Source organism: Sphingobacterium sp. Mn56C (assembly GCF_049319645.1).
Taxonomy (GTDB): Bacteria; Bacteroidota; Bacteroidia; order Sphingobacteriales; family Sphingobacteriaceae; genus Sphingobacterium.
In genome coordinates, this window is the sequence record NZ_JBMOUC010000003.1 from 309079 (window position 1) to 326608 (window position 17530).

The 17530-nt window shown below is 31.6% G+C and carries 15 protein-coding genes; all 15 read right to left on the minus strand.

Annotated elements, in window-relative coordinates; genetic code table 11:
• Window positions 1-3: 3 nt before the first annotated feature.
• A complete protein-coding gene (locus ACL9RF_RS10920; RefSeq protein WP_422800662.1) occupies window positions 4-801 on the minus strand; it encodes a tyrosine-protein phosphatase in 798 nt (265 codons plus the stop codon).
• Between the two features lie 282 nt (window positions 802-1083).
• Window positions 1084-3471: a GumC family protein gene (locus tag ACL9RF_RS10925; protein WP_422800663.1), complete on the minus strand. Its 2388-nt coding sequence runs from the start codon at window positions 3469-3471 to the stop codon at window positions 1084-1086.
• Window positions 3472-3481: 10 nt separating this feature from the next.
• Window positions 3482-4261 (minus strand): polysaccharide biosynthesis/export family protein, encoded by a 780-nt coding sequence (locus ACL9RF_RS10930; RefSeq protein WP_422800664.1) that lies wholly within the window; start codon window positions 4259-4261, stop codon window positions 3482-3484.
• 172 nt (window positions 4262-4433) lie between these two features.
• Entirely contained in the window at window positions 4434-4868 is a 435-nt protein-coding gene (locus tag ACL9RF_RS10935; protein ID WP_422800665.1) for a WxcM-like domain-containing protein, read from the minus strand.
• Window positions 4869-4870: 2 nt separating this feature from the next.
• Window positions 4871-5830, minus strand: coding sequence for an MraY family glycosyltransferase (locus ACL9RF_RS10940; RefSeq protein ID WP_422800666.1), 960 nt, complete (start codon window positions 5828-5830; stop codon window positions 4871-4873).
• Between the two features lie 6 nt (window positions 5831-5836).
• A complete protein-coding gene (locus tag ACL9RF_RS10945) occupies window positions 5837-6736 on the minus strand; it encodes an NAD-dependent epimerase/dehydratase family protein (protein ID WP_422800667.1) in 900 nt (299 codons plus the stop codon).
• The gene (locus ACL9RF_RS10950; protein WP_422800668.1) at window positions 6733-7839 is read right to left on the minus strand and encodes a glycosyltransferase family 4 protein; all 1107 of its coding nucleotides are present in this window, start codon (window positions 7837-7839) and stop codon (window positions 6733-6735) included. The genes ACL9RF_RS10945 and ACL9RF_RS10950 overlap by 4 nt, the downstream gene beginning before the upstream one ends.
• A gap of 9 nt (window positions 7840-7848) precedes the next feature.
• On the minus strand, window positions 7849-8946 hold the full coding sequence (locus ACL9RF_RS10955) for a glycosyltransferase (protein ID WP_422800669.1): 1098 nt from the start codon (window positions 8944-8946) through the stop codon (window positions 7849-7851).
• 1 nt (window position 8947) lies between these two features.
• Window positions 8948-10228, minus strand: coding sequence for a right-handed parallel beta-helix repeat-containing protein (locus tag ACL9RF_RS10960; RefSeq protein WP_422800670.1), 1281 nt, complete (start codon window positions 10226-10228; stop codon window positions 8948-8950).
• Window positions 10215-11324: a glycosyltransferase gene (locus ACL9RF_RS10965; RefSeq protein ID WP_422800671.1), complete on the minus strand. Its 1110-nt coding sequence runs from the start codon at window positions 11322-11324 to the stop codon at window positions 10215-10217. The genes ACL9RF_RS10960 and ACL9RF_RS10965 overlap by 14 nt, the downstream gene beginning before the upstream one ends.
• Window positions 11321-12337 (minus strand): EpsG family protein, encoded by a 1017-nt coding sequence (locus ACL9RF_RS10970; protein WP_422800672.1) that lies wholly within the window; start codon window positions 12335-12337, stop codon window positions 11321-11323. The genes ACL9RF_RS10965 and ACL9RF_RS10970 overlap by 4 nt, the downstream gene beginning before the upstream one ends.
• Before the next feature lie 343 nt (window positions 12338-12680).
• Window positions 12681-13574 (minus strand): glycosyltransferase family 2 protein, encoded by an 894-nt coding sequence (locus ACL9RF_RS10975; protein WP_422800673.1) that lies wholly within the window; start codon window positions 13572-13574, stop codon window positions 12681-12683.
• Window positions 13575-13627: 53 nt separating this feature from the next.
• On the minus strand, window positions 13628-15157 hold the full coding sequence (locus tag ACL9RF_RS10980; RefSeq protein ID WP_422800674.1) for an oligosaccharide flippase family protein: 1530 nt from the start codon (window positions 15155-15157) through the stop codon (window positions 13628-13630).
• A 9-nt stretch (window positions 15158-15166) separates the two neighbouring features.
• Window positions 15167-16447: a nucleotide sugar dehydrogenase gene (locus tag ACL9RF_RS10985; RefSeq protein ID WP_422800675.1), complete on the minus strand. Its 1281-nt coding sequence runs from the start codon at window positions 16445-16447 to the stop codon at window positions 15167-15169.
• A 32-nt stretch (window positions 16448-16479) separates the two neighbouring features.
• A complete protein-coding gene (locus ACL9RF_RS10990; RefSeq protein ID WP_422800676.1) occupies window positions 16480-17445 on the minus strand; it encodes an SDR family oxidoreductase in 966 nt (321 codons plus the stop codon).
• Window positions 17446-17530: the final 85 nt, after the last annotated feature.

Sequence of the window (17530 nt, forward strand, 5' to 3'; positions counted from 1 at the left end):
TTGTTAACCTACAGCAATTACCTTCTGATTATTTAAATGATCCAACAAGGTTGGATTTAGAATATTACAGGTCTTGAGCAAGTCGCGAACGGGATATTTTGCGACGACATCCTGCAATGCGGCCAAATGTTTATCGTGGTGGATATCCGTACCCACGAAATCGTACATGCCTGATTTTATCAATGTCAACGCAGCAACTTTAACTTCCGTACCATAATAACGACTGATCGACAACAGGTTAAGCTGCAGCAAACAACCTGCATTTTTAATCTGCTTATACATATCAAAGTTCATATGGTAGTAGTTATAGCGCTCCGGATGCGCTAAAATTGGTTTATAACCCAACTTTTGAATGTCTTGTATGGTTTGGAATAGTGCTCTAGACTCCGATAAATACGACATTTCTATCAGCACATAGTTCCCCGGCATTACACAAAGGTTATCTTTAGCGATTAACCCATGAATACCTTCATCTATCATATGTTCTGCCGCAGCAGATATTTCAACTTTACTGTTATTTACTTTTAAATACTCCCCTAAGCTGTTGTAAGCCTGTGTGATGCTCGCTTTAGTGTTGGGGTGTATATCTTGTATAATATGCGGAGTGCAGATAAATTTGTCTAACCCCAACCCCTGCAGACCCTGTATTAAACGATAGGACTGCTCAACCGACGGACTACCATCATCAATCCCCGGCAAGAGATGGTTATGCATATCCACTTCCAAGAAGCCCAACTTCCCCAATGTTCGTACGCTCGCTCCTTGTTCTGTTTTACCAAATAGTTTTGAAAAAAAACCCATCAAAATATTAATTAAGTAGAAGTATAAAATATAGTTAGCAACAGTTAAAACGATTTATAATGGAAATTTGCCACAGTATGCAAAACTTTTAATTGTCTATCTTACTAAATTCTATAGCATGCACTATAACAAAATACATGCCATATTATATAAATCGAAATTTTGATTTGGTAACAATAATAGGTATTGAAACAGATACCCGCTCATTCCAGGCGTCAAATATCTGCTCCATAAAACGCAAAGAGTAAAAAAAAACCTCAATTTCTTGAGGTTTTTTGTAGCTTATTTTCTTTTAAAAAGGCTGTTTAAACGTTTCGTAAACTTAGACCCAAACGTTTCCTTTTCCGCTTGGCCATAGCCATAGCCATAACCATAACCGTAACCATAACCACGAGCAAAATCTACGTCATTAATAATTACAGCCATATTTTTAAGTTTACCATCCTCATACAATTCCTTAGGCACATTTAGTAAGCGTTTATCCAGGTAATTTGCACGCGCCACATAAATGGTTAAATCTGCATTATTAGCAATCAATAGCGTATCGGTTACCAGACTTACCGGAGCAGTATCGACAATGACATAATCATAATGCGTACGGCCATAGGCGATAACATCATCAAAATGCCCGTTCAATAATAACTCCGCAGGATTTGGCGCCACATATCCGGAATAGATAATATCAAAATTATACGGTGCCGGTTTCTTGATAATAATATTATCCAAATCCATATCCGGATTAATGAGGTACTGCGTTATACCAATATTCGTATGCTGCAAATGCGATAAACCCAAATAATCCAATACCTTTGGACTACGGATATCTGCCCCTACCAACAGCACCTTTTTGCCCGACATTGATAATATTCGAGCCAAGTTGGTCGACACGAAGGACTTCCCTTCACCGGATGTTGTCGAGGTAACATAAATTACAGAAGAATCTTTTTTCGCCCCCAACATAAAGCTGATGTTGGTACGCAAAATCCGGAATGCCTCCGCCAACGACGAACGGTCGTTCTCCTTAACAATAGGGTCTTCCGAGGTAGGAATCTCGCCCAAAATTGGCGTCGCCATTTTCTCTTCGATATCCTTCCGCGAATGAATTTTATTATCCAGTAAGAATTTAATATATAAAATTGCAAATGGAATAATAAAGCCTGCTATTAGAGCTCCTAGAAGAACTATTAACTTCCGAGGTGCAACAGGGATATCCGAACCGTATGCCGAATCAATAACTTTTAAATTTGCTGGTGTAGCAGAAGCCTTGATTTCTGTTTCCTCCCGCTTTTGTAATAAAAACAAATACAGGGATTCTACAATTTGCTGCTGGCGCGAGATATCTTTAAAACCACGTTCTTGCTTTGGCAATTGGTTTAATCGTCCTTCGAATTTATTTTTCTGACTTTGTAAACTATTTACGTTGGTTTGTAAAACCTGACGGTAATTATTTAAAGCCAATTGTACATTTTTATTTAATTCGATAATATTACGATTTAGATTTTGCACAATAGGGTTCTGTGGCGTTGCAGACTTTAATAAATCATCGCGTTCCAATACCAAATTATTGTAGGCGGTAATGGAAGCTTCAATTGACGGATCCGATAAACCAATATTAGCCGGCAATAAACCATTATTTTCTTGTGTTGCCGTACGCATCATATCCGACAAACGTAACTGGGTCTGGTATTCCACCAATTTACGCTCATTATCGTTTGCCCCCTGCATATACAGCTGAGCCTCCGACGACATATCTATAAGGTTGTTGTTATCCTTATAATCTGCAACCTTAGAATCTGCAGTAGATAAATCTTTAGCAATTAAATCTAAACGCCCGGAAATAAATGCAGAGGTGGCCCGGCTAACCTTAGCCTTGTCTTCTGTTACATCGGCATTATAATTTTCAACCAGGGAGTTTAAGATTAATTCTGCTTTCTTTTTATTCGAATGGTTTAGTGAAAGATTTACAATAAAGGATTGCTTTTCTTTATTTGGGGTAATATTTATTGATCTTATTAAGCCATCAATTGTTTTATCAACAGAATTAAACTTAACTTCTAAATTTCCATTAAATGACTTTTCGTGTTGTAATGTTAAAACAATAGGACCAATTGGAGTATTTAATTTTTGTCCAGCGGTGTAATTCCCATATTCATTATCGTTATCTTTTACAACTAACTTTTTTCCATCTCCAATAATGGATAAAGAATATTTAATGGAATCTAATTTAGGATTATTTGGCTCTAATAAAATAACCTTAATTGGCGATTCCACTTCTAGCAATTCGGCATTTTTTACTTTTCCCTTAGAATAGTAAATAATATTTAACCTATCTGACTCTACAACTTTACGCAATATACGACGCGACTTTATAACATCCATTTGATCGGATACAAATGCAGAAGTAGAACTTCCTGCCCCGGTTAAGGATGCAATTTCCGCAAGACCCGCTAATTCACCTGACGCTTGTTTTTCATCTTGTAAAAGAATTTTACTAGAGACAGCATAAATCCGTTCTGCATAACGCAAGTAAATAAATGCAGCTAAGACGCAGACCATAACAGATACAACAAACCATTTCCAATAATAGGCATATTGCTCAAAAAGTTGTTTTAAATTCAACTCTTGATCATCATTTTCAATCGTTATTTTTTCAGGACTATTATTTTTCATCAAATTATTATTAACGGGTAAGAACAGAAACTACGGTAATAATCACACCAGCAATAGAAACGAAAATGGAAGTGTTTTGTGTATACTTTGAAGATTGCACTCTTGCTCCATTAGGCTCAACATACACCACATCATTTTGCGCTAGGTAATAAACAGGAGAATTTAATGCATCGCGTGCGGTTAAATCTACACGATACTCTTTTTTTACACCATCCTGCTCTCTTACCACCAACACATTTTTACGTACACCATTTATGGTTAAATCACCGGCCATACCTAATGCTTCTAATAAGGTAATTCTATCGTTAGTGACAGGAAATGTGCCCGGACTTCTCACCTCTCCTAATACCGTTACTCTAAAGTTACGGAGCTCAATACTTACACCGGGATCAACAATATATTTTGATACCTCTTTCTTTAAATATTCAATTGCCTGCGTACGGGTTAACCCCGCTAATTTCACCTTCCCAATTTTGGGGAAGTCTATTTCTCCTTTAACATCAATACCATAGGTTGGGATAAAGGGATTATTAGCCTGAATAGTACCATTTGAGCCTTGATAAGGAGAAACCTGATTAAATGCCTGTGTAGCCCGGATATCATCGGCGGTTACGGATATTGCCAGAATATCACCTGGTTGCAATTTCGGAACATTTAGCTCATAGGTCGAATTTAACAGGGTTGAATCTGGTTGGAAATAAACCAAATTCTTCCGGCTTGCACATGAACTATTAAACAGCACTATAATAGTTAATAAAATAGCGCCTAAAAAAATATTAACTCGTAACATATTTATCTTGATTAATGTAGGTATAAGTTTAATTTTTAAAATACGTATATTCTAAATGACAAAGATACTTTTTTATGCCTAAAAAGACTTTTGAATATTTATTATATTTAATTCAAATGCATTCTTAATGCCATCAAAAAATAATTATTTTCTATTCTATTTTTTCTTTTTTTTAAAGTAATTCCAATTTATTAAAGTAATCTAAAGAATAGGTATAATCATCTAAAGCAGCATGCGCCAATCCATAATCTGCATAAACTAATAACTCACTATCTTCCTCTAAGGCAACAAATGCAGTTCCATACCCCGCAGGGATATGCAAAAGATTCATGTCACTACTTTTTAAAACTATATTCTGGACCTCCAAATCTTTAGAAGGATTTTCCCAATTATCAATTTTAACAATATTCAAAGAGAAGCTTCCTGATAAAACATAAAACCACCTTTGTTCAATACGATGCGCACGCCAGCCGCGAATTAATGCTTTATCTGAATTTTTAATAATATAGAAACGCTTTACAGCCTCCATATCAAAATCGTTTACGAAGCGAATCTGTCCTCTATTATCCTTTGCTACTCCACCTTTAAGAATTGATATCTCTTTCATATTTAGTTTTTAGTATGCTTTTTTAAAATATAAGCCTTTAACCATAGATAAACTACACTTAAAACCACTAATAAAACTATTGAAAACAGCAGTTGATAACTAGTGTCTTCTTTAGATACATATAGCACTGCAATACCTATTAAAAACTGGATAAAGCCATATAAAAAGGAAATTAATAATCTGTTAACTCCCGCTTCATTTCCTAAATATTGGTAAAGATGAGAACGGTGTGCTTGGAATATATTTTCCTTCAACATTAACCGCCGAACTATGGTCCATACTGCATCAATACCATAAACGGCCAAAAATAGGATATAAATTAAATTTCCTGTTTTTAATATTAACAAACCTAAAACAAATAGTAAAATATAAGCTATGGCAACAGAACCTACATCACCAGCAAAACACTTAGCTTTTGTTCTAAAATTAAAAAATGCAAACACCAAAACAGCAAGTATGGTATAATAAAGTAAATCGGGATCAATAAATTGTATTTCTTGATTTACAAGAACCAACAGCCCAGCAACAGCTAAAGAGTAACAGGCTGTAATACCATTTATACCATCCATGAAATTATAGGCATTGATAACTCCAACAGCAATAACAAAGCCCAACAGCAATAAATACCAGGATTGATCAAATAAATCAAGCTGAAAAGCCATTAATAATACAGACGAAAAATGAATTAACAACCTTAATTTGTTTGACAATGTAAAAATATCATCCAAAAAAGAAATCCCTGTCATTAGAGTTAACCCTAAAAAAAACCAAGGGTACTGAAAGCCAGATAAAATAAAATATATAAGTACTCCTATATAAAAAATTATTCCACCACCACGTAAGGTTATTGAACTATGAGAGGATCGTTCATTCGGTTTGTCGATGATATTAAAACGATCCGCAATTCGGAAGTATAATAATTCAACAGCAAATAAGGTAATAAATACAATAATGTAAATCATAATATTTTAATGGGCTTTAAAAGATTCAATCGTTTTACGTAAACCTTCCTCCGCAGTTAGTGGCAATTGTTTTATACCTAAAATCTTTTTTAACTTCTGATTTGAAACTAAAAGAGTACACGTCATCTTTTTTAATTTATTCGAATTTAAAATGATCGGAATTACATCACCAACTTTAGCTAGCGTCTTAATAATAGGTTTAGATATAAAAATATTTACACCATTTTTTTTAGTAATCTCTTTTATTATATCAACAATTTCAAGAGTACTCAAAGATTCATCATCTGATACATGATAAATTCCAGAAGGTAATTTTTCGTAATTATCAAGTATATTCTCGATAAAAAAAGTAAAATTATCAATTGATATAAAAGATCTGCTATTCTCAAATGATGCTAACGGATAAGGTATTCCTTTTGAAACAATTTTATATAAAAGCCCTAGATTTCCCTTATCTCCATCACCATGAATCATTGGAGGACGCAAAATAATTATTGTTTTCCCTTCAGGAATTACTTGACTCAACAACCATTTTTCTGCTTCTCTTTTTGTTTGTCCATACCAAGATTTTGGATTACAGGTTGCATCCTCCGTAAGAGGGATTTTAGATTCAAATTCTTCGACAGCGGCCAAGGAACTTACATGTATTAATAATTTTGCATTGGACTTTACAAAAGTATAAAACACTTGTTTTACTAAGTCAACATTAGCATAGTAAAAATCCTCTTCCGTCGCTGTTTTATTATGATCATGTGCCTTACCTACCAAATTAATAATAAAGTCTACGCGATCAAGCTTATTCATCCAATTAATATCACGTAAAGAAACAATAGAGTCTTTGTAAATTTTCTCAAGATTTCTTGCTAAAAAGCTCTTCTTACTTCCTAATAAAGCTATATTTTTCATAGAAGTTGTTCTTGAATTTTAGTATAAAGAATTTCTTCTGCAAAATTATTTTTCACAAAAGAACGACCATTAATCCCATGATTTTTAGCAACTAATGGATTGTCCAAGTAATATTTTATCCCATTATACAAACTTTGTGCAGAATAATCAACGAAAATCCCTGTTTCATTTTCAATGATTGAATCAACACAACCAGTAGCTTTAGTTGTAATAATTGGTAGCTCAGATGCAGAAGCCTCAAGAACAACAGTAGGAAACCCCTCTCTCAAAGACGGTAAAACAAAAACATCCATCTTATTATAATAATTTGAGGTATCTGAAACACCACCTGTAAACTCGATGGTCTTTTCATTCTTCATATATTCCAAAACACTTAATTCCATCGGATCTCGTTCATCTATTGGCCCGACTAAGAGTAATTTAATATTATTAAACTCTTTTATAAGCATTTTCCACGCCTCAATTAATTCGTTAAGCCCTTTATCTTTTGCCAATCGACCAACAAAACCAATCACCTTCGTGTTATCATATTTTATATTATTATCGGCTTTATAAACATCAATATTTACCCCGTTGTAAGTCCCTTTACCTAAAAGGGTGTTTTTTGAATCTAAATTTAGCCTTAACTCTGTCGCAACTTTTTCAACTGAAGGGCTCACATTAACGATTTTAGTAGAAAATAAACCAATTAACCGTTCCACATTAATTAAAAGTGCTTTTTTCAGACCAGAAGAAGTTTCAAAAACTAAGCCATGTCTAATGAAAATCCTTTTTTTAACACCTGCCAAGTATGAGGCTATCATACCAATCAATCCCCCTTTTGGCGAATGTGCAATAACTATATCAAATTTTTCCTTCTTGATATAATTTCTAAGTTCCCAAATAGATTTAATATCCTGTAGTGGGGCAATATTCCTTAAAATAGGAACTGGGAATGGTGTGAACTTAAAATGATCAGCTAATTGACGTAAATCCTCAGAGTCAGTACAAGCCACATGAAACTCGTACCCTCTTTTCTTAAAAAAGAAAAATTGATTGCCAATGAAATACTTTATAGAAAAAGAAATAGACACGACATGTAAAACTTTTATTTTTTTTTTCATAATTGAATCTTATTTTATAGGTTTAAGATTTTCAAATATTTTATTCATAAAACCATCAATTGTCCTTTTAGAAATTTCTTCATCAAACACAGGTCTATTCTTGATATTATCATGATTATTAATTGCAGATTCAATAGCCTTTGTTAACAATTGACTGCTACCGCTTTCGCAAGTAATTAAACCATTAATATTCTGAATTCCGTCAGCACACAATGTGGATACCACATTATTATTTTGACTAATCATTTGAAGTAGAACATTTGGAAATCCTTCTCGGATAGATGAGACAACACAAACATCAGCATGAAAAAAATAACTGAAAACATCTTTCTGAAAACCAAGAAATTTCACGTTTTCAGAGATTCCTAAATCAATGGCAATTTTTCTAAGATTATTTTCTTCAACTCCTTCACCTAAAAGAATTAAAGTGTATTCTTTAAAGTTTTTCAGATTTGAGAAAGATCTCAATAAAATATCAAATCCTTTAATTTCGATTAATCGACCAGCAGATATTATAGTTTTTTTGGGAATACTTAAATCTTCGTTAATTATAATTTCTCTTAAATCTATTGGGTTTCCCAAAACATGAACTATTTTAGGCAATCTTTTATTTTTTTTATTATTGACCAGCAACTGATTCTTCATTTCTTCTGTTTGAGAAATAATTAGATCCTGCCCTCCATATCCAATCTTTATTAAAAAATTATAAAGCCTCAACTTATTACCTTTATCTACTAAATAGTATGCATGACTATCTCTACAAACTAATCTATTTGTTCTAATTACATTTAACTTTCGAAGAATAGATAATAAAGAATTCAAATAGATATGTGTAGAGAATACCATATCATAGTTCTTTTTTCTTCTTTTTAAGAATTTTAAAACAAGTGGGACAAACCCATTTTTCTCATTTTTTGCATTTGTCCTAAAAATCTGAATCCCACGACGATTTTCATAATCATCCCAAAAATTGCCTTTTGATTTTGTGACAAAAAACAAATCGACATGATCTCCTGATCTTAAAAAATAATCTACAATTTGTTTTGTTACCTGTTCGGCGCCCCCAAACATATCATTGAGCAAGACAATCATTATATTTTTCGCCATACTATTTTATAGAGTTTACTGTTAGAACTTTATCTTTAATGGAAGAGGAAAATGTAGAATTAATTGTTGGTGATTTTAATAATATTTTACGGCTGATATTATTGCTGTTGTTTGAGAAATTAAATAATACTCTATTTACATTATCAATATAAATATCTGAATTATAAGAGTTTTTTGATTTTAAAAAGCTATTCGATGCACCTTGGGGATATACGAAAATAGTATTTCTAACATCGCACTTAACTAATGATTTACCATCATATCTTGTGTGTAAAAATATTCCTGTGGAATAATCATTGCCTACATTATAGCCTATTTTACAACTTTCAATTAGATAAATGTCATTAATATTCTTACAACTTATTTCGATACCAGATTTAACATTTGTCGTTTCGCAGCCTTTAAAAGAAACTTTAACCGCATTTTTTCCTAATGAACCTGCCTTAAAGCCTATATTATTGTTATAAGAACGGCAATTCTGAAAGTTAAATGAGACGTTTTCGTCAGATTTATCTAAGCCCGAAACAGCAAGAAAGCCATAATGCGTATTATTATTTGCCGTACAATCTATAACAGAAATATCACCTGCTTTTTCAAACCAAAAACCAGCATTTTGCTCAATTCCACCAGTTAAAATTGAAGCATTGTTACCATTGCTTGCTTTGCAATTCTTAAATACAACATTTTTAACGTTTAAATCTAATACAAAACCTATACGATTATAATTATCTGCAACACAATTTTCAAAAGATATATTATTTGATTGTTCCACATAAAAACCATCACCAAATGTTCCATAATTATTTGAACTTTTAGAATTTAGAATACTAATACTATTTGAGTGACTTATTCTTAAACCTGCAGTATTTGAATTTATAAATTGGCAATTCTGAATATTTATATTACTACTATTTAAAATGAAAAGAGGAATAACACCACTTGTATCATTTATACCTGAATTACTGCCATTAAATACTACATTTTCTATTTTAATATTATGTATATTATCAATTCTGCAGAAATTATATTTTTCATCTTTTTCTTTTGAACTTTTATTATTTATACGTTGAATAACTGTTCCTTTTTTACCAATTATATTGACTTTAATATTTAAATTCGTGACATAATAATATCTTGCTTCCAAATAAACAGCTTCATTTTTATCAAAAGCCTTGTCCAATAATTCCTGTATGGCAATTGTTTCGTCAGTTTGTGCTTTTGCTTCTTTACATAAAAAAAACAAACACATTACAGACATTAATAAAATTTTAAATCTTTTCATAATTTAAAAAATAATTTACTTTTTCAATGAAAACAGAGATATCTCTACCCAATAGCTCCTTATCAAATAAACTTCTAATATTTTTTTTTGTTTCTGGACTATTTTTTAAGACATTTTGTATTGCTAAAAATAAAAGCTCTTCATCATTTATTTTAGATAACGAAAGACCATCAATATCATCTATCCCTCCAGCACAAAGAGTTGAAACAACATTTTCATTTGCCATCATCATTTGCAATAATACATTTGGAAAACCCTCTATTCTTGAGGAAACTACACAAGCGTCTGCGGCTTTAAAATAAGGGTAAACATTATTTACAAAACCTAAAAATATAACCCGTTCGCTTACTCCTAATTCTAAAGCTAATAACTTCAATTTTTCTTCATCACTTCCCTCACCTAAAAGAACAAGTTTTAAATTCTTATTCTCAAGTCTTGCAAATGATTGAATTAGGATATCAAAACCCTTTAAATGGATCAACCTACCAGCAGACACAATAAATTCACCTAAACATTTTATATCGTCTGAAATAGGCTCCAATAACTTAGATTTAATATCCTCCAAAATAATAGGATTAGGTATTACCTTCACCTTAACACTTTGATCTAAACAAGGTACATTTGTTATTAAGGAGTCTCGCATTAGTTGTGACTGACAAATTAAAAGGTCTAAATATTTATAGAATAATTTATAACCACAATTAAATAAATGTAGTTTCATCCCTTTAAACCGTTTATGTGTAGTAGTTGATTCTCTACTCACTATATACTTGACATTAAAAAGACGAAAGCACCGTAAAAAGCCAAGAAAACAATTTAAATGCACATGGGACGAAAAACCATAATCATACTTTGTCTTAATTAAGAGAATCTTTTTTAGTAATGCTAAAGCTCCTTTTGACTCTTTGAATTTAGTAGTATAAAAAAGCCTAAGATTTGAAAATAACTTCAAGTCCTCCCAACCATTGTATTTTTTAGATTTTAAAAAATACACATCTACATCGTCACCATTTTTTAAATAATAAACAGTAATATTTTTTAAATATTGTTCAGCTCCACCAAGTTTATCACCTGGAACAAAAACACAAATTTTCATATAATAAAATTAAAAAAATAGCCTTTATATGGGACAATTTCACCTGCACCTAAAATTCTAAAAAAATTGATTAGGCCATATGTAAGAATTGCAATAAGAATTACGCTTTTGTATTTTGTATTCAGTTTATTATTCTTTAAAAGAAAAGGAAGAAAAACAATTTGTATTATACCAAATAATAAAATAAACCTTGCTCCAAACGGAAAACGAATGAATAAATTAGAAACTAGTACAAAGAAACTCATATAATAATACCAGTTATTTTTTAATGTTATAACTTGACTGATTGCTATAAATACGCAATTTAAAATTACCAGGTAAATAAGATTTCCTAATAAATTTCCCCCTTCAAAATCTATATATTTTGAATAAAAAAAACGAGATAAAAATGTTAATAAATAATTATGAAAAAATAAACCAATGAAAAATGTAACAATTTGTAAAACAACAATATTATTAACCTTCTCAAACAGTCTAGGAATAAATTTTAAAATAATAAGACTATATATAATTGAATGGAACCCACCTCCGATTACTAAGCACAACCAGAAATATTTATGATTACTTTTGTCTTTATCATTTAATAAAACTAGGCCTAAAATACCAAAAGACATCCCAATACTTTGTCTTATTATATTGAATGCATAACAATAATAATATAAACTGATATAAAGGAAAATAATAATAAAAACTCTTCTTTTATCCGCCAAACAAGCAGCAATATAAACTGGAGTTAAAGTAAGTATTGATGAAATGATCAAAAGCGACTCATAATCTCCACCCATTAAAAAAACCGAACGATTTAATAAGTACCATAATGGCTCTATATCTAATGAATATCCTTCTGAAGAAATATTAAACATTAGTTGATAATTTAGCGCGTCCGTACCTAAATTAATGTCTCTAAACCCCATAACTAAAAACAAGAGAATAAAGCTAATTAAAAGTAAAATCTTGTTACAAAATTTTACACATAATAGATGTATCACCAATAAACCGATATAAATAGCCATAAATATAATCTTATTTTTTTAACTTGTTTTATAAAGTACTTTATATCAAAAACTTATGTCAATAAAAATTCACTTCCATTTAAAAAGTATGCCTTTTTGTTTAAATTATCCTGATGGTATATTCGTCCTAATTTATGAATGTTATTAAAGATCATTTCAGAATTCCTAATTGCCATAGATTAATTAAATGCAATTTCTTTAGATAACTAGTAATTTCAAAGAATTGAAGCTTTTATTTAAACCTATAGATTGCGACCATAAATTCCTTATTGATAATTTCTTTTTGAATAGAGCGTATCTCTCAAATCGCTAAAAATTTTCACGAATCTAATTAATAAATCTATTACCAAAATTCATATAAAACTTTCTTTAAAAGAATTGGAAATCCATTTGTGAATTCCATAATTTTCCGTTTTTTTCCTATATACTTAAACAAGCTGTCATCTATTTGGCCATTTCTCCATTGTTGTATAATGGCATTCTCGTTAAACAGTTCAATATATCTACACAATTTAGATCTATCCGACAGTGAGATTCTATTCAAATAGCCATCAAGACGATCTCTCATTGATAAAAAATGGTTCTTAGATAAATAACCTTTATTTTTGGTTAAAGAATTAACATCATCTAAAAGATACATGGACAAGGGTTCTCCAAGATAATAGGGTGATTTATCAATGCAAGATAGTTTATACCAAACCTCCCTGTCTTCCGAATTATTTATTCCTAAACTAAACCAAAGGTCTTCATTATCATAAAAAAGATGCTTTCGGACTGCAACTGTACTTGTATGGATTTTAATTCCATCCAATAGGGAATCAAAAACATTTTCTATTCTACCATTTCCGTTTTTGAAAATTAAGGGATTTAGCTGATTTTTTTTCACAACGTAATAACCTGAAAATATCCAATTAACAGTCTCATCTAAACATATTGCATTAAAATATTTTTGTAATTTTTCTGGTTCCCATAAATCATCCCCATCTAAAAAACACACCCATTCAAATTTTGAATTTTGAATACCTACATTACGTGCACTGGATACTCCACCATTAGGTTTGTCAATGATTTTAATTCTTTTATCCGGAATGTTTTGAACAATTTCTAAGCTATTATCAGTAGAACCGTCATTTACAACAATAATTTCAAAATTTTTATAGCTCTGTTTTAGTACTGAAAATATCGTTTTTTCAATACTAAAAAATTTATTATATAATGGAATAACTACTGAAAACATATATATATATTTAATAAAATAAAAGACTAATTTATTATAAATGCTCTAACTATTTATTTTACTCTAAAAATCAGTTCCGACATTCCTTTTTTCTGATTCTTTGTTAGAAAAATTTGAAAAGATAGTACAGTTAGTATAATAGAAAATACTCCTATTAATAAAAGATTGATAACATTAGATGAAGTCATAAAATTACTGCAAACTGCAAAACTTATTAAAAATGTTAAACCCAATGATAGTGCGATTTTCAGAGCGCCCCAATATACAGCCCTTTTAGTATCTCTATATAACGTTGAAAAAATTATTCCATTTAAGAAATAGCTCTGACCAATACCAAAGATTAAACAAATTATCAGAATTGTTGAAATAGCAAAGTTCCAATCATGAAAATATTTAGCTATTAACCAAACAAAAATAAAATTTGCTACTCCAAGAAGTAATGTAATTATAGCAGGTTGTCGAACCCGATTCCATGCACGGCAGGCAAATGCAAAAACTCCTGCTGCTGCATAAAATGGTATTAATATTAATTTTAAATACATCCAGAATCGAAAAGGAACAAATTCATCACCAACCCAAACTTTTAAAATAACAGATGAGAATCCACAGATTATTCCAATAATTACAGCCAACAAAATACCAATACTTATGGATCGATCAATTGACATTTTTTTAACTGTCTCATGATCATCCTTAGCAAACGCCTGAAGAATTAATGGGCCAAAAAGACTTCCAATTACACTTGATACAATAATCGTATAACTACCTAGTTCAGTAAATGCTCCAATTATGCCGGATTCTTTTGTAGTCCAAAATTTATTTATTAAAACATTATCGATACGGTATAGCATAGTGTCTCCTAATTGTTGGACAATAACCCAGGATGCCATTGCTGAAAGAACACTTAAACTAGATTTATCAAATGATTTAAAGCTTATTCTTACCCTTCGTTTGGTAAATTGGAAGAATAAAATTATCGAAACAAAAAGAATTATCAATTCCGTCAAAAAATTCGCTACACCAACATATTTTATATCCTTATCTAAAAAGAAAAAAATTACCATTACAATTGCTAGTTTAAATACAGATCGAATTATCTTAATTAAATTCAAATAGTCAAGTCTATTAATAGCATATAGTGTTATATTGAAAACACTACTAAATAATGATAATGCAAAAGAAGCAAGTGTGAAAGAGAATAGCCCCTTTGCGGATTGTACCAAATCTTTTGGAATATTAAAAATAACATCTATTTTTTCAACAACAAAATACATTGGGATAGTCAAAAGAAGAACTACCCCTAATACAACAATCAAAGATGTACTTAAATATTTTGAAGCTTCTTTATGATCATTTTTTTGCAAGGCAATAGAATAAAACCTCGTCAAAGCACTTGTTAACGAGCCAGTTAACACACTTACATACTGGTTTATTATTAGAGCTAAAGGCACGATACCATAAGCAAGCAAACCTAAACTTTTTATCAAATACGGAGTATATAAAATTCCTACACCAACATTTGCAAATAGACTTAAAATGTTAAATATTAAATTCCTCTTTATTTGGCCTGCTTGTTCTGACATAGAAAAATATTACAACTTAGCATCTACATTAGTTAATCCACCCTTTACGTCATACACAATAGCCTGTTCTTTTTTCAATTCATCCAAATCAAGCTTTAAAAATTCATTATGTGCAACACCAAGGACAATAGCATCAAATTTTTGATTAGGCAACTCGCGAACACTTAAAATTTTATATTCATGATTTACCTCATTAGGATTTGCCCAAGGATCATAAGCTGTAACCTTAACGCCATAATCCTCTAATGCAGCAATAACATCCACAATTTTGGTATTACGTACATCAGGGCAATTTTCTTTAAACGTTATTCCTAACATTAAAATTTCAGCACCATTAACATTGATACCCTTTTTAATCATTGTTTTCACAACCTGTGAAGCAACATATTCGCCCATAGAGTCATTTAAACGGCGGCCAGCCAAGATAATCTCAGGATGATAACCGTGTTCCTGTGCCTTTTGTGCTAAATAATAAGGGTCAACGCCAATACAGTGCCCACCAACTAATCCCGGTTTAAAAGGTAAAAAGTTCCACTTTGTGCCAGCAGCTTCCAATACTGCATGAGTATCAATCTCCAGGATATTAAATATTTTAGCAAGCTCATTAACGAAGGCAATATTTATATCACGTTGCGAATTTTCAATAACTTTAGCCGCTTCTGCTACACGAATTGTAGGCGCCAAATGGGTACCTGCCGTGATTACAGAATTATAAACAGCATCTACCTCTTTACCAATTTCGGGTGTTGATCCAGATGTAACTTTTAAGATTTTCTCTACAGTATGTTGTTTATCCCCAGGATTAATACGCTCTGGAGAATAACCCGCAAAAAAGTCTACATTAAATTTTAAACCTGAAACCTTTTCTAAAACTGGAATACATTCTTCTTCAGTAACTCCAGGATACACTGTCGATTCATAAACAACAATATCTCCTTTTTTAAGAACCTTACCCACAGTTTCCGATGCTTTATAGAGCGGAGTAAGATCTGGTCTATTATTTTTATCTACAGGTGTAGGTACCGTAACGATATAAAAATTTGCGTTTTCAATATCATTCAGCTGATTTGAACAGTATAAACCTTGTATTTTTTGTTGAATTGGATTTTCATTTACCAGCACAGCCTGTAAAATATCATCTTCAACTTCTAATGTAAAGTCTTTCCCTTGACGTAACTCGTCTATACGTTTTTGGTTAATATCAAAACCAATAACTGGATACTTTGTAGCTAGCAAACGTGCTAATGGCAAACCAACATATCCTAAACCTATTACTGCAATGTTTTTCATGTATATAAACGTTATTTACTATTTAAATTTTATTAAAGATTTTCTTTGTACCATTTTACGGCTTCTTTCAGCCCTTCACGGATAACATGTGTAGGTTTATAACCTAACAAACGTTCTGCCTTCGCTATAGAAGCCAAAGAATGTGGTATATCACCCTGGCGGTTAGGGCCATGAATAATTTCTACATTAGCTATTTCAGCATCATACTCCGATAAAAATTCTTTTAAATACCCCACAAGTTCGTTTAAAGTAGTTCGATCACCAACTGCTGTATTGTATACCGTATTTACGGCATCTGGATTTGTTGTAGTAATGGCAAGCGCGTTCATTTGAATTACATTATCTATGTAGGTAAAATCGCGAGAATAGTCCCCTGCCCCATTAATCACTGGACTTTCGTGGTTTAAAAACTGCTTGACAAACAAAGGTATTACCGCGGCATATGCACCATTAGGATCTTGCCTACGACCAAATACGTTAAAATAGCGTAAACCAATTGTCTCCAACCCATAAGTCTTGGAAAAAATATCTGCGTACAATTCATTTACATATTTTGTAATGGCATACGGAGATAACGGCTTTCCAATAACATCTTCTACCTTAGGAAGGCTTTCTGAATCGCCATAGGTTGAAGAAGAGGCAGCGTAAACAAAACGTTTTACCCCCGCATCTCGTGCAGCAACAAGCATATTTAAAAAACCGGTAACATTTACTTCGTTCGAAGTTTGTGGATCTTTAATAGAACGCGGTACCGAGCCCAACGCCGCCTGATGTAACACATAGTCTACCCCTTCTACTGCTTGTTTACAATCTTCAACGTTTCGAATATCTCCTTCAATTAAAGTAAAATTAGAATTCTCCAAGTGCTGCTGAATATTATGCAAATGTCCTGTTGCAAAGTTGTCCAAGACCACCACATTATGGCCTGCTTTTAAAAAGTGCTCGGTTAAGTTAGAGCCTATAAATCCAGCTCCACCGGTAATTAATATTTTACTCATTTTCTATTTTTAATATTATAATTCTACATTTATAAATAAACAATCCTAAATCGTTTTAAAAAATTAAACAGAAAAATCTTTTTTA

Bases quoted from the DNA above. Each gene is read 5' to 3' on its own strand.
- ACL9RF_RS10940 (WP_422800666.1), bottom strand. From the start codon at position 5,830: ATGATTTACATTATTGTATTTATTACCTTATTTGCTGTTGAATTATTA.
- ACL9RF_RS10950 (WP_422800668.1), bottom strand. From the start codon at position 7,839: ATGAAAAAAAAAATAAAAGTTTTACATGTCGTGTCTATTTCTTTTTCT.
- ACL9RF_RS10975 (WP_422800673.1), bottom strand. From the start codon at position 13,574: ATGTTTTCAGTAGTTATTCCATTATATAATAAATTTTTTAGTATTGAA.
- ACL9RF_RS10960 (WP_422800670.1), bottom strand. From the start codon at position 10,228: ATGAAAAGATTTAAAATTTTATTAATGTCTGTAATGTGTTTGTTTTTT.
- ACL9RF_RS10920 (WP_422800662.1), bottom strand. From the start codon at position 801: ATGGGTTTTTTTTCAAAACTATTTGGTAAAACAGAACAAGGAGCGAGC.
- ACL9RF_RS10965 (WP_422800671.1), bottom strand. From the start codon at position 11,324: ATGAAAATTTGTGTTTTTGTTCCAGGTGATAAACTTGGTGGAGCTGAA.
- ACL9RF_RS10945 (WP_422800667.1), bottom strand. From the start codon at position 6,736: ATGAAAAATATAGCTTTATTAGGAAGTAAGAAGAGCTTTTTAGCAAGA.
- ACL9RF_RS10955 (WP_422800669.1), bottom strand. From the start codon at position 8,946: ATGGCGAAAAATATAATGATTGTCTTGCTCAATGATATGTTTGGGGGC.
- ACL9RF_RS10980 (WP_422800674.1), bottom strand. From the start codon at position 15,157: ATGTCAGAACAAGCAGGCCAAATAAAGAGGAATTTAATATTTAACATT.
- ACL9RF_RS10925 (WP_422800663.1), bottom strand. From the start codon at position 3,471: ATGAAAAATAATAGTCCTGAAAAAATAACGATTGAAAATGATGATCAA.
- ACL9RF_RS10970 (WP_422800672.1), bottom strand. From the start codon at position 12,337: ATGGCTATTTATATCGGTTTATTGGTGATACATCTATTATGTGTAAAA.
- ACL9RF_RS10990 (WP_422800676.1), bottom strand. From the start codon at position 17,445: ATGAGTAAAATATTAATTACCGGTGGAGCTGGATTTATAGGCTCTAAC.
- ACL9RF_RS10985 (WP_422800675.1), bottom strand. From the start codon at position 16,447: ATGAAAAACATTGCAGTAATAGGTTTAGGATATGTTGGTTTGCCATTA.
- ACL9RF_RS10930 (WP_422800664.1), bottom strand. From the start codon at position 4,261: ATGTTACGAGTTAATATTTTTTTAGGCGCTATTTTATTAACTATTATA.
- ACL9RF_RS10935 (WP_422800665.1), bottom strand. From the start codon at position 4,868: ATGAAAGAGATATCAATTCTTAAAGGTGGAGTAGCAAAGGATAATAGA.